Raw genomic sequence first — 16,646 nt, forward strand, 5'->3', positions numbered from 1 at the left:
ACTGAGGATTTCGTGACCACCATCACCCTGAGCAAGTCAGATGCCGCTGGCGTCAAGACCGACGCCGTGGTCATCGGCGTGGTCAAACTCGGCGGCGGCGTCACTCTGCCGGCCGGCACCGAGTCGCTGAACGCCGCGTACGGCGGGAAGCTGGTGGAGGTGCTGTCCGGACTCGGCGCCACCGGCAAGGCCGGGGAGGTGACCAAGGTGCCCGGGCCGAAGCCGGGCAAGTCGGCGACGCTGATCGCGGTCGGCCTCGGCGCGGCCCCCGACGGCGCGCTGAAGACCGAGGACCTGCGGACCGCTGCCGGCACCGGTGTGCGCGCGGTGAAGATCTCGCAGTCGGTCGCGCTCGCGCTGCCGACCCCGGACGCGGATTGCGTCCGCGCGGTGGCCGAGGGCGCCTTGATGGGGCGCTACGCCTTCACGGCGTACAAGTCGTCGGACAGCTCTGAAGCGCCGGGCAACCTGACGCTGCTCACCGACCTGGCCCGCAACAAGGACGCCAAGGCCGCGCTCGAGCGCGCCGAGGTGACCGCGGACGCCGTCGCGCAGGTGCGCGACTGGGTCAACACCCCGCCGTCGGACCTGCACCCGGTCGAGTTCGCCGCCGACGCGGTCAAGCTCGGCAAGGAGTACGGCGTCAAGGTCGAGGTGCTCGACGAGAAGGCGCTCGCCAAGGGCGGGTACGGCGGCATCCTCGGCGTCGGCCAGGGCTCGACCAACCCGCCGCGACTGGTCCGGCTTTCGTACACCCCCAAGAAGCCGGTCACTCACCTGGCCTTCGTCGGCAAGGGCATCACGTTCGACTCCGGCGGTCTGTCGCTGAAGACCTCGACCGGCATGGTCAGCATGAAGTCCGACATGGCCGGCGCCGCCGCGGTCATCGGCGCGACGCTCGCCATCGCGCGGCTCGGCCTGCCGGTGCAGGTGACGACGTACGCCGCGATGGCCGAGAACATGCCGTCCGGCTCGGCGGCGCGGCCGTCCGACGTACTGACGATGTACGGCGGCAAGACCGTCGAGGTGCTGAACACCGACGCCGAGGGCCGGCTCGTGCTCGGCGACGCGCTGGTGCGGGCGTCCGAGGACCAGCCCGACCTGATCGTCGACGTGGCGACCCTGACCGGCGCCTGTGTCGTTGCCCTGGGCACCAAGGTGGCCGGCGCGTTCGCGAACACCGACACCGCGCGCGACCGCGTCGTCGACGCCGCGATCGCTGCCGGTGAGTCGATGTGGCCGCTGCCGATCCCGGCCGAGATGCTCGACAAGCTGAAGTCGCACTCGAAGGTCGCGGACCTGGCCAACATCACCGGCGAGGCCTGGGGCGGCGCGCTGGCCGCGGCCGCCTTCCTCGGCGACTTCGTTGCTGAGGGCATCGACTGGGTGCACCTGGATGTGGCCGGCCCGGCGTTCAACGACGGCGGCGCGTCCGGCTACATCCCGAACGGCGGCACGGGTTACGCGGTGCGCACGCTGGTCGAGCTGGCCGCGTCAGCGAGCTGAGTAACGAATCTCCAGCATGGTGCAGCCGGTCTCTGTTCTGTAGGGACCGTGCCGCATGCCCGGCGGCCGGCAGGCGTAGTCGCCGGGCCGGAACGTCTGCTCGAGGGTGAGATCAGTCAGCTCACCCTCGAGCAGGTAGACCTCTTCGACATACTCGTGGCGGATGATTTCCTCACCTGACAAGGTGCCGGGCGCCCAGCGGGCGAGCCTGGTCAGCGTTCCATCGGGGTCGCGGCTCAGCACCCGCTCCGAGATGCCGCCACCGGTGTCGACCCATTTCTGGCCGCCGGTGCTGAAGAACTCCTTCTCGTCCTTCATCTCTCAGTCCGGTCCGCTCCGCTGTGCCGATCCTTCAGGCCAGACCGTTCTTCTTCATCCGGGCGTTGTACTCGCGCATCCGGGGCGGATACCCGACCACGGCCGCGTCGTACGACGGGATGCCGAGCTTGTTGAGGAAGTTGTGGGCCCACTGCACCGACGGGACCCGGCGGCGGGTCCATTCACCGTCGATCGCGACCAGGAGCAGTGTGTATTCCGTGACCGCGGTGCGCGGCTCGACGAATCCCTCGACTCCCTGGCGGGTCTGGACGAACTCCTTCAGGTGCGCCTGGTCCGGAGTTTCCGCCCGGCGCATCGTTCCGGCCTTCTGCCGGCGACCGAACCACTTCATGAGGTAAGTGTCCACTATGTGTGCAAGTCATGGCCGAAATCCTGGATAACGGTTGCGGGCAGTAGCGATCTGCCCGCACCGGTACGGCCCCGGCGTGGATCGGGGCCGGATCGGTGACAAGATTGCGCCGGGCCGGAACCGCGATCCGGGACCGCCTGCCTTGGACCTGACTCACGGAGGAACCTGTGACTGATACCCCGACCGGCACCCCGACCGGCACCGGTACGACGTACGACCTGGTGATTCTCGGCGGCGGCAGCGGTGGCTACGCCGCCGCACTGCGTGCCGCGACGCTCGGTATGTCGGTGGCGCTGGTGGAGAAGGACAAGGTCGGCGGGACCTGTCTGCATCGCGGATGTATCCCGACCAAGGCGCTGCTGCACGCCGCTGAGATCGCCGACTCGGCCCGTGAGGGCGAGCAGTTCGGTGTCCGGACGACGCTCGAGGGTGTCGACATGGGCGGCGTGAACAAGTACAAGGACGGCGTGGTCGACCGGCTCTTCAAGGGCCTGCAAGGGCAGATCAAGGCACGCGGCATCACGGTCGTCGAGGGCGAAGGGCGGCTCACCTCCCCCACCACGGTCCAGGTCGGCGACACGACGTACACGGGTCGCAACGTGATCCTTGCCTCTGGCTCCTACTCTCGTTCGCTGCCGGGGCTGGAGGTCGACGGGCACCGGGTGATCGCGAGCGAGCACGCGCTGACGCTCGACCGCGTCCCGGAGTCGGCCGTCGTGCTGGGCGGTGGCGTGATCGGGGTCGAGTTCGCTTCGGCGTGGACGTCGTTCGGCACTCGCGTGACGATCGTCGAGGCCCTCCCCCGCCTCGTCCCGGCCGAGGACGCGGACTGCTCCAAGACGCTCGAGCGGGCGTTCCGGAAGCGGAAGATCGCCTTCAAGACCGGTACGCGGTTCGAGTCCGTCGCGGTGACGGATTCCGGCGTACAGGTGACGGTCGCGGGCGGTGAGGTGATCGAGGCCGAAGTACTGCTCGTCGCCGTCGGCCGCGGACCGAACACCACGGGCCTCGGGTACGAAGAGGTCGGGGTCGCGCTCGATCGCGGGTTCGTGACCGTCGACTCGACACTGCAGACGAGCGTGCCGGGCGTGTACGCGGTCGGCGACATCGTGCCGGGGCTGCAGCTCGCACACCGCGGGTTCCAGCAGGGCATCTTCGTCGTCGAGCACCTCGCCGGTCTCGCGCCGACGCCGATCGACGAGGCCGGCATCCCGCGGGTGACGTACTCCGAGCCGGAGGTCGCGTCGGTCGGACTGACCGAGGAGCAGGCCCGCACGCAGTACGGCGACGTCGAAATCCTCAACTACAACCTCGGCGGCAACGGCAAGTCGCAGATCCTGAAGACGTCCGGCTTCGTGAAGCTGGTCCGCGCTCGGGACGGCGCGGTCGTGGGCCTGCACATGGTCGGCTCGCGTGTCGGTGAGCTGATCGGCGAGGCGCAGCTGATCTACAACTGGGAGGCGTACCCGGCCGACGTCGCGCCGCTGGTCCACGCCCACCCGACCCAGAACGAGGCCCTCGGCGAAGCGCACCTGGCGCTCGCGGGGAAACCTTTGCACTTCCATGACTGACCCTGCTGGATCGTCCCAGTAGGTTTGAGCTGCTGGAGCGTGACGGGCCCGTGACCCGGATCTCGCCCGCTCCGGCGGCACCGTAGGCTGACACTCGACCGATCAGACGAAGGAGCAACGACCGTCATGCCGACCTCTGTATCCCTGCCGGCCCTCGGGGAGAGCGTCACCGAAGGAACCGTCACCCGCTGGCTCAAGCAGGTCGGCGACACCGTTGCCGTCGATGAGCCCCTGCTGGAGGTCTCGACCGACAAGGTCGACACCGAGATCCCGTCGCCGGTGGCCGGCACCCTGCTCGAGATCAAGGCCGCCGAGGACGAGACCGTCGAGGTCGGCGCCGAACTCGCCGTCATCGGCGACGCGGGCGAAGCCACCTCCGCTCCGGCCGCACCCGCCGAAGCTGCACCCGCCGAATCCGCTCCGGCCGAGGCCGCGCCTGCTGAGGCTGCACCCGCCGAAGCTGCACCTGCCGAGGCTGCACCCGCCGCTGAGCAGCCGGCCGCTCCGGCGCAGGCTGCCCCCGCTCCCGTGCAGGAGCAGCCGGCCGCCGCGCAGGAAGCCGCGGCCGCTGCCCCGTCGGGTGGTTCCGGTGCTGCTTCCGGTACGTCGGTGACGTTGCCCGCGCTCGGCGAGAGCGTCACCGAGGGTACGGTCACCCGCTGGCTCAAGCAGGTCGGTGACGACGTCGCGGTCGACGAGCCCTTGCTCGAGGTCTCCACCGACAAGGTCGACACCGAGATCCCGTCGCCGATCGCCGGCAAGCTCCTCGAGATCAAGGTCGCCGAGGACGAGACCGTCGAGGTCGGCGCAGAGCTGGCAATCGTCGGCTCAGGCGACGCAGCTCCTGCCCAGGCCGCCCCCGCTGCCGCCCCGGCTCCGGCGGCTGCTCCCGCTCCTGCCCCGGCTCCGGCCGCTGCCCCCGCGCCGCAGGCTCCGGCTGCTGCCGCTCCCGCGCCGCAGGCCGCCCCGGCTCCGCAGTCCGCCCCGGCGCAGGCTTCGGCCGCTCCGGCGCCGGCACCCGCGGCTGCTCCGGCGGCAGCTGCTCCGTCGCCGAACGGTGCTGCGACCGACGGTCCGAACTACGTCACTCCCCTGGTCCGCAAGCTGGCCACGGAGCACCAGGTCGACCTCAACGCCGTACAGGGAACTGGTGTCGGTGGCCGGATCCGCAAGCAGGACGTGATCGCAGCCGCCGAGGCCAAGAAGGCTGCCGCCGCAGCCCCGGCCGCTCCGGCTGCTGCTCCGGCCGCGGCGCCCGCGCAGGCTGCGACGATCAGCCCGCTGCGTGGCACGACCGAGAAGATGAGCCGGATCCGCAAGGCGATCGCGGCCCACATGGTCAACTCGCTGAAGGTGTCGGCCCAGCTGACCACAGTCGTCGAGGTCGACGTCACCGAGATCGCCAAGCTGCGCAACGCGAAGAAGGCCGAGTTCGAGGCCCGCGAGGGCACGAAGCTGTCGTTCCTGCCGTTCTTCGCACTCGCCGCGGTCGACGCCCTGAAGCAGTACCCGAAGCTCAACGCGTCGATCGACGAGGAGAAGGGCGAGATCACCTACCACGCTGCCGAGCACCTGGGCATCGCGGTGGATGTCGAGCGCGGCCTGATGGTCCCCGTCGTACACAACGCGGGCGACCTGAACATCGCCGGCCTGGCGAAGAAGATCGCCGACCTCGCCGACCGCACCCGCAACAACAAGGTGCTGCCGGACGAGATGGCTGGCGGCACGTTCACGATCACCAACACCGGTAGCCGGGGCGCGCTGTTCGACACCCCGATCCTGAACCAGCCGCAGGTCGGCATGCTCGGGACCGGTGCCGTGGTGAAGCGGCCGGTCGTCATCACCCACCCGGAGCTCGGTGAGACGATCGCGATCCGGCAGATGGTGTACCTGGCGCTGACCTACGACCACCGTCTGGTCGACGGCGCCGACGCGGCCCGCTACCTGACCGCGGTCAAGAAGCGCCTCGAAGAGGCCCAGTTCGACGTCTGATCCGATCAGCTTCTGATCCGTCAGTGAAGGCGCCGGTGCATTGTCTCCCCGGAGACGGGCACCGGCGCTTTTGTGTACAGCGAACCCGACTGTGTTCGAACCCCAGAAGGAGCAAGCGGGATGAAGTACGTGCTGGCCGGGGCATCCGGCTTCCTCGGCAAGGCCCTGACCCGCGACTTGGTTGCCGACGGCCACCAGGTCCTCCGCCTGGTACGCCGTACTCCGTCCACGCCCGACGAGATCAGCTGGGACCCGGCCGCCGGTGAACTCGACCCCGCGTCCCTCGGCGACCCCGACATCCTGGTCAACCTGGCCGGCGCGAACATCGGCCGCCCGTGGACCCCGACGTACCGCAACACGATCCGCGAGAGCCGCGTCAGTACAACGGCGACTCTGGCGACGGCCGCGTCGCAGCTCGACCGGCATCCGGTCCTGATCACGCAGAGCGGGGTCGGCGGCTACGGGACGGATCTCGGCGACCGCATCCTCACCGAGGACTCCGAACTCGGCGAGGGCTTCCTCTCCGACGTCGTACGCCTCTGGGAAGGCGCGCTCGAGCCCGCCCGTGCGGCAGGCAGCCGGGTCGCCGCACTTCGCACCGGCGTCGTACTCGATCGCAGGGCTCCTGCGTTCCAGCTCCTCTCCCTTCCTTTTCGTGTCGGCCTCGGCGGTCGCCTCGGGTCCGGCCGCCAGTACTTCCCCGTCGTCTCGCTGACCGACTGGATCCGAGCCGTCCGCTTCGTCGCCGAGAACGACACCATCAACGGTCCGGTGAACGTCGCTCTCCCTACCCCGGCCACCAATTCGGAATTCACCGAGGCGCTCGCTACGGCGCTCAACCGACCGGCGTTCGTGCCGGTCCCTGCGTTCTTGATGAAGGCCGCGCTGGGCGAGTTTGCGTGGGAACTCCTGGGAAGCAAGCGAGCCTTGCCAACTCGTCTCCAGTCCGCCGGCTTCCCCTTCCACCACCCGACGGTCACCACCGCCCTCTCTGCTGCGCTCGCCTGACAACCTGCGTCGGTCTTGTTGCTTGGTGTGGGTCAGGCTTGGGTAATGGCCGTGATTCGCCAGGCCTTGGTGGTTGGGTTGGTTGTCAGGGTGATGAGTTTGGTCGTCGGGGTTCCGGGTGGAAGTGGGGTCTTGGCGCCGGCCTGATCGACCGCTTGGCCGGCGGCCAGGTGGTCGGTTGTCTTGAGGGTGACTGTGGTTGGCGTGCGGCGGGCGATTGTGGAGCTGTCGATCTGGACCCGGAGACCTTCCACTCGGATCTGCTGTTCGCGGTAGCTGGACAGGAGCGCATGGTCGGACCGCCAAGGCGTGCTGCCCGGCACGTAGATGCGGTCGAGGGCTTCTAGGTCGAGCGTCCAGAACGCTTGAGCCCGCTGGGCATCGAGCGCCTGCAGAGGCCTCGTCCAGGCAACCGCCTGCGTGGAAGCAGTCCACTCTCCAGCCGTAGGCCGCGCAGAAGCCGCCGTCTGCTCGGGTGTCGCCGAGCGCACGCCACTCGATTGCAGACCCGTCGATTCCAGACCCGTCGGTTGCACGGCAGTCGATTGCCCACCCGGCGATTGCACGGCAGTCGATTGCACGGCAGTCGGTTGCACGGCAGTCGGTTGGGGGCCGGTCGGCCGCGAGCGGATCGGCTGAGACGGCGTTTCAGGCGGCTCCCCGGATTGTGGCCGCGTGGTGGTCTGCTGGGTGGACGGCGGAAGGCCGCAGGTTGGTTGGGCCGGCTGCGACGGTGTGCAGGTTGGGTGCGTGGACCGAGGATGGGCGGGATCTGCTTGGGCGGTCGCGGGTGCGTCCAAGCTCCGCAACAGGACGATCGCGACGACGAGCACGACAACGACACCCAGACCAGCAGCGGCGAGCGTGCCATACGGCGGGCGTCGGACGAGGCGCCGGATGCTCGCGAGGAGGGTGTTGCGTGGCGGGTGTGGGAGGCGTCTGAGTACGCGGCCTCGGCGGGATCGGGTGCGGCGGTTTGGGCGGCTGCGCTTTGACCCTCCTGTCGGGGTTGAGGACGGTTCGGAGTGAGCGGGTGGGGTCGAGGGTGCGGTGGGCGGCTTGGGTGGAGGTGCGGCTAGCTGGCCGCGGGAAAGTGCGATCGGATCGTCGTCGCCGGGAGTCTCATCGGAGGTCTTCGGACGTGGGGCGCTGAGGAGAGCAGACAGATCCGGCCCGGCGGGCGGGGCAGGACGGATGACGTCCGGGTCATCCGGAGCACCAGCAGGCATCGCGGGCAGTTCGCCAGCGGTAGCGGCCGATCCGGTCGAATCAGCTGTCGCGGGGTCGGGGACTGCTAGGTCGATGGGGGTGGGGGCGGCTAGAGATAGGAGGTGGCGGGGCAGGGCGGTGGATGGGGTTTTGGTGAAGAGGGCTGGAGCGAAGACGGTGGGGTCGGCGCCTGCTTGGTGGGACAGCGTGGCTAGGGCTGTTAGGTCGGTGGCTGGTGGGGCGGGGTGGAGGGCTGCGTCGGTCAGGACGGGGCGGCCGTCGGCGTCCAGTAGGACGTTGTGGAGGGTGATGGCGCCGTGGGTCAAGTGGGCGCGGTGGAGGTAGTTGACTGCCTCGGCCAGTGGGGTGAGGAGGGTTACCAACTCGCCGCGCGATAGGGGGCCACGACGGGACAGGAGTGTGGCGAGGCTGCCGGCGGGGACGTACTGGCTGATGAGGATCAGGTCGGTTTCGGTCTCGCGGAACTCCATCAGGCGGGCGATGTGCGGGTGGCGGATGCCGGTCAGCAGGCTCAGGTCTTCACGGAGTCTCCTCAGGTCAGGAACGGCGGTGAGCGGGATCTGTTTGAGCACGGCGTTGCGGCCCGACGTACGGTCCCGCACCTGCCAGACGGTGCCGGCCGGTCCGGAACCGAGCTGTCGGCGCAGGCTGTACCCGGTGAAGTCGGCGAGGTCCATGCCAAAGAGGATGCACCGATCGCGACATCCGCCGTCGGAGTTATCCACAGGCGGGATGCGGTCGCCGGCCCAGCACATCTGGACGCTGCTGTTCAGAACGGGGGGAGGCCCGTGCCGTGGGTTCGGTGGACCTGCTCGGTTCCGGGTCGCTGCAAGCTTGGAGATCCGTGGGGGTACGCAGGCTCGCTGGTGGTGGGGCCCGGAGGGCGTTGGATGAGGGTCGGGTGGTGGGTGACCGGGCCTCGGGGCGGTGGGACCGTTGTGTAGCGGTGGCCTGTGGGGGCGGTCAGGGTGATCGAGCCGTCGGGGTGGTTGGTTGTGGTCCAGCCCCAGTCGGGGGTGTCTTTGATGACGTGGTGGTACTCGCAGTACGGCGCGAGGCCGGACAGGCTGGTACGTCGCGACCGGGCGAAGGGGGTGCCGTGGTCGCGGTCGCATTCGCGGGCGGCTCGGTTGCAGCCCGGCCACGCGCAGGTTGGATGGCGTGCGAGCAGAGTTTCGCTGACCAGGGCGCCGGGGTCGTGGCGGTGGGTGGAGGCTTCGAGCACGGTCCCGTTCGTGGGGTCGGTGAGGAGTCTTCGCCAGGTGCCGTCGGCGGCGATGCGGCGTGCCAGCTCGGCGGGGATGGGGCCGTACCCGGTGAGTTCGCAAGGATCGTCGTCCAAACCCAGCAGGGTGTTGGCGGGGATCAGTACTTCGATGTGCGGGCGGCGCCGGTGCTGGTCTGGTAGGCGGCGGCCGAGCCAGTCGACTCCGTTGTGCAGGACTTGTTCGAACAGGTCTGCGGCGACATCGGCCCGGCGCTGTTCAGCAGTCCGCTCGTCACGCGAACGGTTCTCAGGGGCAGCGTCAGCGTCGTCGGCGGCGGCGTCACCGTTGGCGGCATCGGCGGCGGCCTCAGCGGCGTCGGCGTCACCGTTGGCGGCATCGGCGGCGGCCTCAGCGGCGGCGCCGTTGGCGTCCGTGGCGGTGGGGCTGGCCGGCGGGTGCTGGGTGGTGGGCCCGGCTAATGGGGTTGGGGCCGGCGGGGCGGGGCGTTTGGCTAGGTTGGCGAGGGCTTGGACGACGACCCACATTTGCTGGATCTTGTCGGCGGTGTGGACGACCCAGAGGCCGGCCATGCCGTCGGAGAGGGGGAAGATCTTGCAGGTGCGGTTGTGGACGGCTTCGCGATGACTGGCGGCCTCGGTGGCGGCGGCGTGTTTGGCGACCTGCTTGCGCAAGGATCGGCGGAGGTTGGCGTGGGTTTGGGAGTGGGCGTTGCGCAGTACGTGGGACTCGACTGCTTGGGCGGCTGAGTCCGGCAGGGAGCGGGTGGACTCGGAGACCGAGAGGGCCTTGGACCAGGTAAGTGCCCCGGTTTTCAGGGCTGTGTGGGTTGCGGTCAACGGACCGGTCAGGTGTAGCGCGGTGTCGATGTGGCGCCCGGCGGTGTCTGTGGTCAGGTGCAGGGCGGCGGCGATCTCGGCGGCCCAGGAGCGTTCAGGGTCGATCGGCCGGCCCGAGTTGTCGATCTGGCTGGGCCGTGGCTGCTCGGCGTGCTGGGCCTTGCGCTGGCGGTAGAAGGATGCCATCGCGGCGAGCTTGATGGACTCGGCCCACGATGACATTCGGCTGGCGGCCTTCATCAGCTCGATCAACGCGATCGGTGATTCGTACTGCGGGCGGACGGGTTCCAGCGCCGCGGCCAGTGCGGCACCTGGCGGCAGGAAGACCCAGTCCGGTGCGTCGCGGCGCAGCATAGCCCGCTCCGCCTCATCCTGATCGACACCGGCCCACAGCTCCCATTCGAGGGCGTCGACGGCTGACATCGGCGGGAGGTCGTCGTAGAAGTCGTCCTCGCACAGGAACCTCGGTTCGCCCTCGGCGTCCGGATCGTCCGGTGGAATGAGCACGCCGGCGGCCTCCATCGATGCCAGATCGGCTGCCATTCCTCTGTCGAAACGATCGGCCAGCTCGGCGTTGAAGGACGCCGGCCGATCGTCGTCGAAGTACTCCGGCCACTCAGTCGACACCATGGCCGGTGACGTAGCCATGCTGGTGGGCCCCGTGAGGGTGCGTTCTCCGGGTGGCTGGGGTGACACCTGCGTGGTCGCCATGCGATAACATTAGAACATGTGTTCGATTAAGCCAAATCGGTGTCGAGGGGCTTCGGCGGGGCGATGCTGAGGGGCGCTTACACTCGGTCGGGTGAGGGTTATCAAGTATGTAGAAGCGGGCTTCGGAGCCGACGCGGTGGACTACGAGACCGCGTGGGCGGAGCAGCGGCGGTTTCATGCGGAGGTTGCCGAGGGCACCGGGTCGGACAGGGTGATCCTGCTCGAGCACCCGCCGGTGTACACGGCCGGCAAGCGGACCGAGCCGCAGGAGCGGCCGTTCGACGGTACGCCGGTCGTCGACGTGGACCGTGGCGGGAAGATCACGTGGCACGGGCCGGGACAGCTGGTGGGCTACCCGATCGTCAAGCTCGCCTCACATGTGTACGTCGTGGACTACGTGCGGCGGCTCGAGGAGGCCCTGATCGCAGTCTGCGCGGACTTCGGGGTGAAGACCGGGCGGGTCAAGGGGCGTAGCGGTGTCTGGGTCGCAGCCGACGAGCGTGGTCGGGAGCGGAAGATCGCGGCGATCGGGATCCGGGTCGCTCAGGGCGTGACGATGCACGGGTTCGCATTGAACTGCAACAACGATCTGGCCTGGTTCGACCGGATCGTGCCGTGCGGGATCTCGGACGCCGACGTGACGACCCTGTCGAACGAGCTCGGCCGCGAGGTGGCGGTGACAGAGGTGCTGGATTCGGTCCGTCGGCACCTCGATGAACTCCTCGCCTGGGAAGAGTACGAGCGCAGCCCGGACATCGAGCACGCAGACGAGGGTCCGACAGCGATCACCTACGGGCTAACGGTCTGAGTCTCCGCTAGCTAGACCCACCTCGGTTCGCCAGGTGGTGTGCAAGTCCTGGAGACGGGCGACAACCTCCGGACGCCCGGCGTACTGGTTGGTCTGTTCGGCTATGTCGGTGGACAGGTCCGTCAGGGACCAGCCGTTGCCCATGGGTGCGTGTTCGTAGCTCTTCAGGTGCTGAGTGTTGGTGTCGTCGGCGACCCAGCTGAGTTTCCAGGAGCCTGAGCGGACAGCCCATTGGAAGCCGCAGTCCCAGTGGAGGGTGTCGTGGGCTGTGGATGACGTGCCGGCCAGGGCAGGGAGGATGTCCAGGCCGTCCGTTTCGCTGACGGTCGCGCCGGCTGCGCTGGCCAGCGTGGGCACCAGGTCCATGCTGCTGACCAGAGCGTCGGTACTGCGGCCCGCGGGCAGCTGAGCCGGCCAGCGCCAGATCATCGGGATGCGGATTCCGCCGTCCCAGAGCGTGTACTTCGTGCCCCGCAGCGGGGCGTTGTCGCCGAAGTTGCAGGTCGATCCGCCGTTGTCGGTGAGATAAACGATGATGGTGTTCTCGTCGGCCGCGTCGAGGAGGCGACCGATCTCCGCGTCCATCAGCTCGAGCTGGGCGAGATAGTATTCGCGTCCATGCGGGAGGTTCGGCACGATCACGTCGTCGTACCACTCCATGAAGGAGCCGTCCGTGTCTGGCGACCAGTCCCTGAACGCAGGCAGGCCGCGCGCCTCCAGCTCGGACTCCGGCAGTTGCCAGCAGAAGTTGTGTACTGCGTTGAACGCGACCATGCAGAAGTACGGGCGCTCGTCCGCAGTACTCATGAAATCGGCTGCTCGTCGACCGAACTCGGCCGTCAGGAAGCCCTCGTGTTCAACAGGGGTGTCGCCCGACAGCAGCGGTTGCACAGCCATGTGGTGTGCCGCCGGCTGCCCGTACGACGTCATTGCGTCTTCCGAGTGGTGCAGGTAGTTCAGGCGCCCGGAGGACTGGCCTGCCAAGCCGTAGAGCGTTTCCTCGAAGCCGTGGTGCGGTGGGCAGGCCCTGTCCCCCACGTCCTCCTTGCCGTAGTGCACCTTGCCGAAATACCCCGTGCGATAACCCTGGTTCTGCAGGATCTCCGCCAGGCTCGGTACGTCGTCCGGCGGGAAGGAGGCCGAGTCGAACCATTGGCCGCCCCACCGCTGCTGGTACAGCCCCGAGATGATCGCGGCGCGGGACGGGCTGCAGATCGGCGCCGTCACGTACGCGTCTGTGCAGGTCACGCCCTCCGCGGCGAGGCGGTCCAAGGACGGGGTGTGTACGTCGGCGTGCAGTCCGAGACCACCGCGGTCGGCGTACCCGTGGTCGTCGGAAACGATCAGCAGAATGTTCGGAGCAGGCACCACACTCATCCTCTCGAGGTCGAAGCAGTCAGGCGCTCGGCCTGATCTGTCTTCGCGCGTAGATCGGTCGCATCGGGGTCCAGCAGCAATCTCAGCTCTGCGTCCAGGCGTTGCACCAGAGGTGTGTCGGCTGACAGGTCGTTCAGCTCCAGTGGGTCGTCGTCGAGGTTGAAGACCTGCGGCGGGTTGGCGGGGCCGTAGTAGCAGTACTTCCAGGGGCCGGACTTGAGCATGAAGCCGCCGTCGAGCATGCCTTGGGCGTGGTACTCCGAGAGCACGGGGCGATCCATTGGGTCGAGCAACGAATGGCCTGGCAGAGCCGAGTCGGATGCCAGCCCAGCACTGTCTCTGAGCGTTGGCAGTAGGTCGACGAGGCTGACGTGGGCATCGGTGCGGGCAGGCGACCGGGCCGGGTGGCGGAGCAGGAGAGGGATGCGAACTGCGGGCTCGTAGAAGCACTGCTTCTGCCAGATGCCGTGGCGACCGGCCATTTCGCCGTGGTCGCTGGTGTAGATGACCACGGTGTCGTCCGGGATCGCGTCGAGCAGTCGGCCGATCTGGTGGTCGAGGTGACTGATCAATGCCCAGTAGCAGACCGTTGCCTCGCGGATCTGCTCCTCTGTCAGCGGTTCGTCGTTGCGGAAGCCGTGGCGCAGCAACGAGATCACTGGGTGCTGCTCGTCGGCGACAGAGGGCAGTTCGACATCGGCGGCGTCGTACAGCGCGCGGAACTCCGGTGGGGCGACCAACGGGAAGTGCGGGTGCATGTACCCGACGTACAGCAGGAACGGGTCCTCGCCAGGGGCACGCAGGAAGTCCACTGCTGCGTCGGTTGCGGCTCCGTCGTGCTGCGTGTGGACGTGGTCGCCTGCGCCCTGTTCGGTGACGTGTGAGTTGGACGGACGTCGCCAGTCCGGCGTACGGCGGGGTGGGCGGCCGCTGTGGTCCAGCCAGAAGTCCAGGTCGTCTGTGAGGCGCTTGTCGAAGCCCAGCAGGCGGTCTGGTCCGTTGAAGTGCGTGCGTCCGGCGATGAGCGAGGTGTAACCGGCCTCGCGCAGATGGTGACCCCAGGTGCGGTACGTCGGGCCGGGGATCACGCCGTTGTCCCAGGCCCCGATCTGGTGCACGTACTGCCCTGACATCATCGAGAGCCGGGAGGGGACGCACATCGGGCTGTTCGTGTAGGCGCGGTCGAACGAAACGCCCTGTGCGGCCAGGCGGTCCAGATGCGGCGTCTGTACGTGCGGATGGCCGGCCCACCCGGCTGCGGCGGCGGTGTGCTCGTCGGACAGGACTACGAGGATGTTCGGAGGACGGTCCACGTGGACAGCCTAGGCAAACGATTGCCGGTGCGCTTGGGGCGGATGTGTCTGGTGTGGCGTACCGAAGTGTCTGCACGGCGTGACGGCTGATCGTCGCTACCTTGGGGTTGTGGCCAAATTTCTTGGGTTCTTGCTCGGCGTAGCCGTTGCTCTGGCCGGACCGGCCGTTTTCGGAGTACTCGCGGCCCCGGGTGGTATCGAGCTGAATGCGAAGGAGCTGGCGCTTGCCTTCGGCATCGGCGCGCTGGTCTTCTGGGCCGTGGTGTCGTACTTCTCCGGCGCCGGCGCGCTCGGGGCGTTCCTCGCCTTCGGCACGATGATCTACTGCTGGCTCTGGATCCCGAACCGGACCACGAACTTCCTGAACGACGTCCCCGGCGTCACCAACGGGATGATCGACGGGTCGAAGCAGTACACGCTGAACGGCGTCGTACCGATCCTCGCGGTGATCTCGCTGGTGTACGCGATCCAGCTGATTGTTCGCAGTGTGCAGCGGCGTCGGCGCGAGCGGGCCGAGGACGAGCGGCTGCAGCGCGAGCAGGAGGCGGCACAGGCGCAGCAGGAGGCGGATGTCGCGGCGGTGTACCCGGTTGCCGGGAGCACCTATGCCGAGCCGGTCGCGTACGAGAGCCACACGCGGTACGACGATCTGTTCGACGAGCCGGAGCCGGTGCGGCCGCGGAACCAGGCGGACGAGCAGACGCGGCAGTTCCCGGTCGGTGCTGAGTTCGAGCAGACGCGGCAGTTCCCGGAGGCTGATGCTCGGGGCAACTACGTCGGTGACGAGACCGTCGCCGCCGCCCCGGTGCAGGAAGACGAGTCAGCCACCGCCGAGGCGCAGGTTGAAGAGCAGGAAGCTCCTGCGCAGGAAGGGCCCGTAGCGGAGGAGACTCAGGCGATGCCGGTCTCGCAGTCCGAGTCGGATGAGGTCGAGACGCCGGAGCCCAAGCCCGAAGAGACGACTCCCTCCGCGGAGATCAAGCCTGCCGAGGAGAGCGCGCCGGAGGCCAAGGACGCCGAGCCGGTCGAGGAGACGCAGGCGATGCCTGTCGAGGAGACTCAGCCGGTTCCGGTCGCGCAGCCCAAGCCAGCGGAGGCGAGCGCGCCGGAGGCCAAGGATGCCAAGCCGGTCGAGCAGCCCAAGTCGCCGGCCCAGGTCGAGCAGCCGAAGCCGGAGCCCCAGGCGGAGAAGCGCGTGGCTCCTAAGGAGCAGGTGGGGTCGCAGTACCGGGAGCGGATGGAGGACCCCGAGGACACCGGGGAGTTTCACCTGGCGTTCGAGAACCCGGTGGTCAAGCCCGCCTAGTGCTCAGGCGACATGCATGCGCTGGTGGGCGCCTCGGCGGGCGTGTTCGGTGATTGCCTCGTCGTAGGCGGCGCTGGCCATGCCGAGGACGTCGCCGGCCATCTGGGCGCGCGGTGACTCCGTGCTCCACGCGAGCACCAGCTTCCGGTGGATCGGATCGCCCACCAGCGTGCGCGTCGTGACGTCCGACGACAACATCCGGTACGACGTGGGCGAGATCAGCGCCACGCCCTGACCGCTCGTCACGAAGCCCATCAGGACCGAGGTGTCCACCGAGTGGTGCTCGACCTTCGGCTGGAATCCGGCCGCCTCGCACGCCGCGCGGAACAGCACGTGGAACCCGCTGTCGTCCGGCGGCTCCCCGATCCATTCCTCGTCCGACAACAACGCCAGCTCGACCTCGCCGCGTGTCCGGGTCGACTCCGCGACCGGGTGATCGGCCGAGAGAGCGACGTACGCCGACTCCGACTCGACGACCGTGGTGGATTCGACACCGGAAGGCAGCCGCAGCTCGAACCCCGGGAACTCACGGAGCAGCGCAAAATCCAGCCGCCCGCTCTCCAGCTGCTGCAACAGCACGCTGGTGGACCACTCGACCTCGATGCTGACCTGCTCGATCTCCCCGTGCGAGCGAAGCCGGGACGCGATCCCGGACATCGGCGCGGTCGGGAATCCACCGAGCCGTACTGCGGACGACTCGACCGCCGTCATCGCGGACACCGTCGCGGACAGGTGGTCGACGTCGACCAGGATGGCTCGCGCGCGATCCACGGCGTACCGGCCAAGAGGCGTGGGCGTGACCCCGGTGCGGGAGCGCTCGAACAGCTCCCCGCCGAACGCGGCCTCGATCCGCTTCAGCTGCGCGGTCAGGCTCGGTTGGCTGACCTTGAGCCAGCGGGCGGCCCGTCCGACGGACCCCGCTTCTGCCACCAGGACCACCACCCGCAGGTGGCGCAGCTCGACGTTCATGCGTTGTGACCGTAGTCCAGGTGTAGGCACAGCACACAGGTACCCTACATTGCGGTTTCGTCACAGCCAGGCCCGGAGCTGTAACGCCGGGCCTGGCTGTAA

13 protein-coding genes are annotated in these 16,646 nt (G+C 68.5%); 6 read left to right on the forward strand and 7 right to left on the reverse strand.

The window, feature by feature from the left end:
* Positions 1-12 precede the first annotated feature (12 nt).
* Positions 13-1,506 (forward strand): leucyl aminopeptidase, encoded by a 1,494-nt coding sequence (locus EV645_RS27270; RefSeq protein ID WP_130446861.1) that lies wholly within the window; start codon positions 13-15, stop codon positions 1,504-1,506.
* Here EV645_RS27270 and EV645_RS27275 read toward each other — a convergent pair.
* Positions 1,495-1,824 (reverse strand): cupin domain-containing protein, encoded by a 330-nt coding sequence (locus tag EV645_RS27275; RefSeq protein WP_130446862.1) that lies wholly within the window; start codon positions 1,822-1,824, stop codon positions 1,495-1,497. The two genes, EV645_RS27270 and EV645_RS27275, sit on opposite strands and share 12 nt — an antisense overlap.
* Before the next feature lie 34 nt (positions 1,825-1,858).
* Complete coding sequence (locus EV645_RS27280) at positions 1,859-2,176, reverse strand: hypothetical protein (protein ID WP_130446863.1); 318 nt, start codon at positions 2,174-2,176, stop codon at positions 1,859-1,861.
* Between the two features lie 185 nt (positions 2,177-2,361).
* Between EV645_RS27280 and lpdA the strand changes: the two genes are divergently transcribed.
* From lpdA to EV645_RS27295, 3 genes are all read left to right on the forward strand, one after another.
* Positions 2,362-3,765, forward strand: a complete 1,404-nt coding sequence (gene lpdA / locus EV645_RS27285) for a dihydrolipoyl dehydrogenase (RefSeq protein ID WP_130446864.1) — start codon at positions 2,362-2,364, stop codon at positions 3,763-3,765.
* Positions 3,766-3,891: 126 nt separating this feature from the next.
* Positions 3,892-5,757: a 2-oxoglutarate dehydrogenase, E2 component, dihydrolipoamide succinyltransferase gene (gene sucB / locus EV645_RS27290; protein ID WP_130446865.1), complete on the forward strand. Its 1,866-nt coding sequence runs from the start codon at positions 3,892-3,894 to the stop codon at positions 5,755-5,757.
* 120 nt (positions 5,758-5,877) lie between these two features.
* On the forward strand, positions 5,878-6,765 hold the full coding sequence (locus EV645_RS27295; protein ID WP_130446866.1) for a TIGR01777 family oxidoreductase: 888 nt from the start codon (positions 5,878-5,880) through the stop codon (positions 6,763-6,765).
* Positions 6,766-6,797: 32 nt separating this feature from the next.
* Here EV645_RS27295 and EV645_RS27300 read toward each other — a convergent pair whose 3' ends face one another.
* Both EV645_RS27300 and EV645_RS27305 read right to left on the reverse strand, forming a co-directional pair.
* A complete protein-coding gene (locus tag EV645_RS27300; RefSeq protein WP_157997161.1) occupies positions 6,798-8,672 on the reverse strand; it encodes a protein kinase domain-containing protein in 1,875 nt (624 codons plus the stop codon).
* Between the two features lie 92 nt (positions 8,673-8,764).
* Complete coding sequence (locus EV645_RS27305) at positions 8,765-10,690, reverse strand: HNH endonuclease signature motif containing protein (RefSeq protein WP_157997162.1); 1,926 nt, start codon at positions 10,688-10,690, stop codon at positions 8,765-8,767.
* Between the two features lie 172 nt (positions 10,691-10,862).
* Between EV645_RS27305 and lipB the strand changes: the two genes are divergently transcribed.
* A complete protein-coding gene (gene lipB / locus EV645_RS27310; protein ID WP_130446869.1) occupies positions 10,863-11,579 on the forward strand; it encodes a lipoyl(octanoyl) transferase LipB in 717 nt (238 codons plus the stop codon).
* Here lipB and EV645_RS27315 read toward each other — a convergent pair.
* Both EV645_RS27315 and EV645_RS27320 read right to left on the reverse strand, forming a co-directional pair.
* The gene (locus EV645_RS27315; RefSeq protein ID WP_242000695.1) at positions 11,568-12,947 is read right to left on the reverse strand and encodes a sulfatase family protein; all 1,380 of its coding nucleotides are present in this window, start codon (positions 12,945-12,947) and stop codon (positions 11,568-11,570) included. The two genes, lipB and EV645_RS27315, sit on opposite strands and share 12 nt — an antisense overlap.
* 5 nt (positions 12,948-12,952) lie before the next feature.
* The gene (locus EV645_RS27320) at positions 12,953-14,269 is read right to left on the reverse strand and encodes a sulfatase family protein (protein WP_130446871.1); all 1,317 of its coding nucleotides are present in this window, start codon (positions 14,267-14,269) and stop codon (positions 12,953-12,955) included.
* A gap of 109 nt (positions 14,270-14,378) precedes the next feature.
* Here EV645_RS27320 and EV645_RS27325 point away from each other — a divergent pair, with 109 nt between their 5' ends.
* A complete protein-coding gene (locus EV645_RS27325) occupies positions 14,379-15,575 on the forward strand; it encodes a ZIP family metal transporter (RefSeq protein ID WP_130446872.1) in 1,197 nt (398 codons plus the stop codon).
* A 3-nt stretch (positions 15,576-15,578) separates the two neighbouring features.
* Here the strand turns inward: EV645_RS27325 and EV645_RS27330 are convergent, their stop codons facing one another.
* Positions 15,579-16,544, reverse strand: coding sequence for a LysR family transcriptional regulator (locus EV645_RS27330; protein WP_130446873.1), 966 nt, complete (start codon positions 16,542-16,544; stop codon positions 15,579-15,581).
* Positions 16,545-16,646 lie beyond the last annotated feature (102 nt).

The sequence above is a fragment of the Kribbella rubisoli genome, from assembly GCF_004217145.1.
GTDB lineage: Bacteria > Actinomycetota > Actinomycetes > Propionibacteriales > Kribbellaceae > Kribbella > Kribbella rubisoli.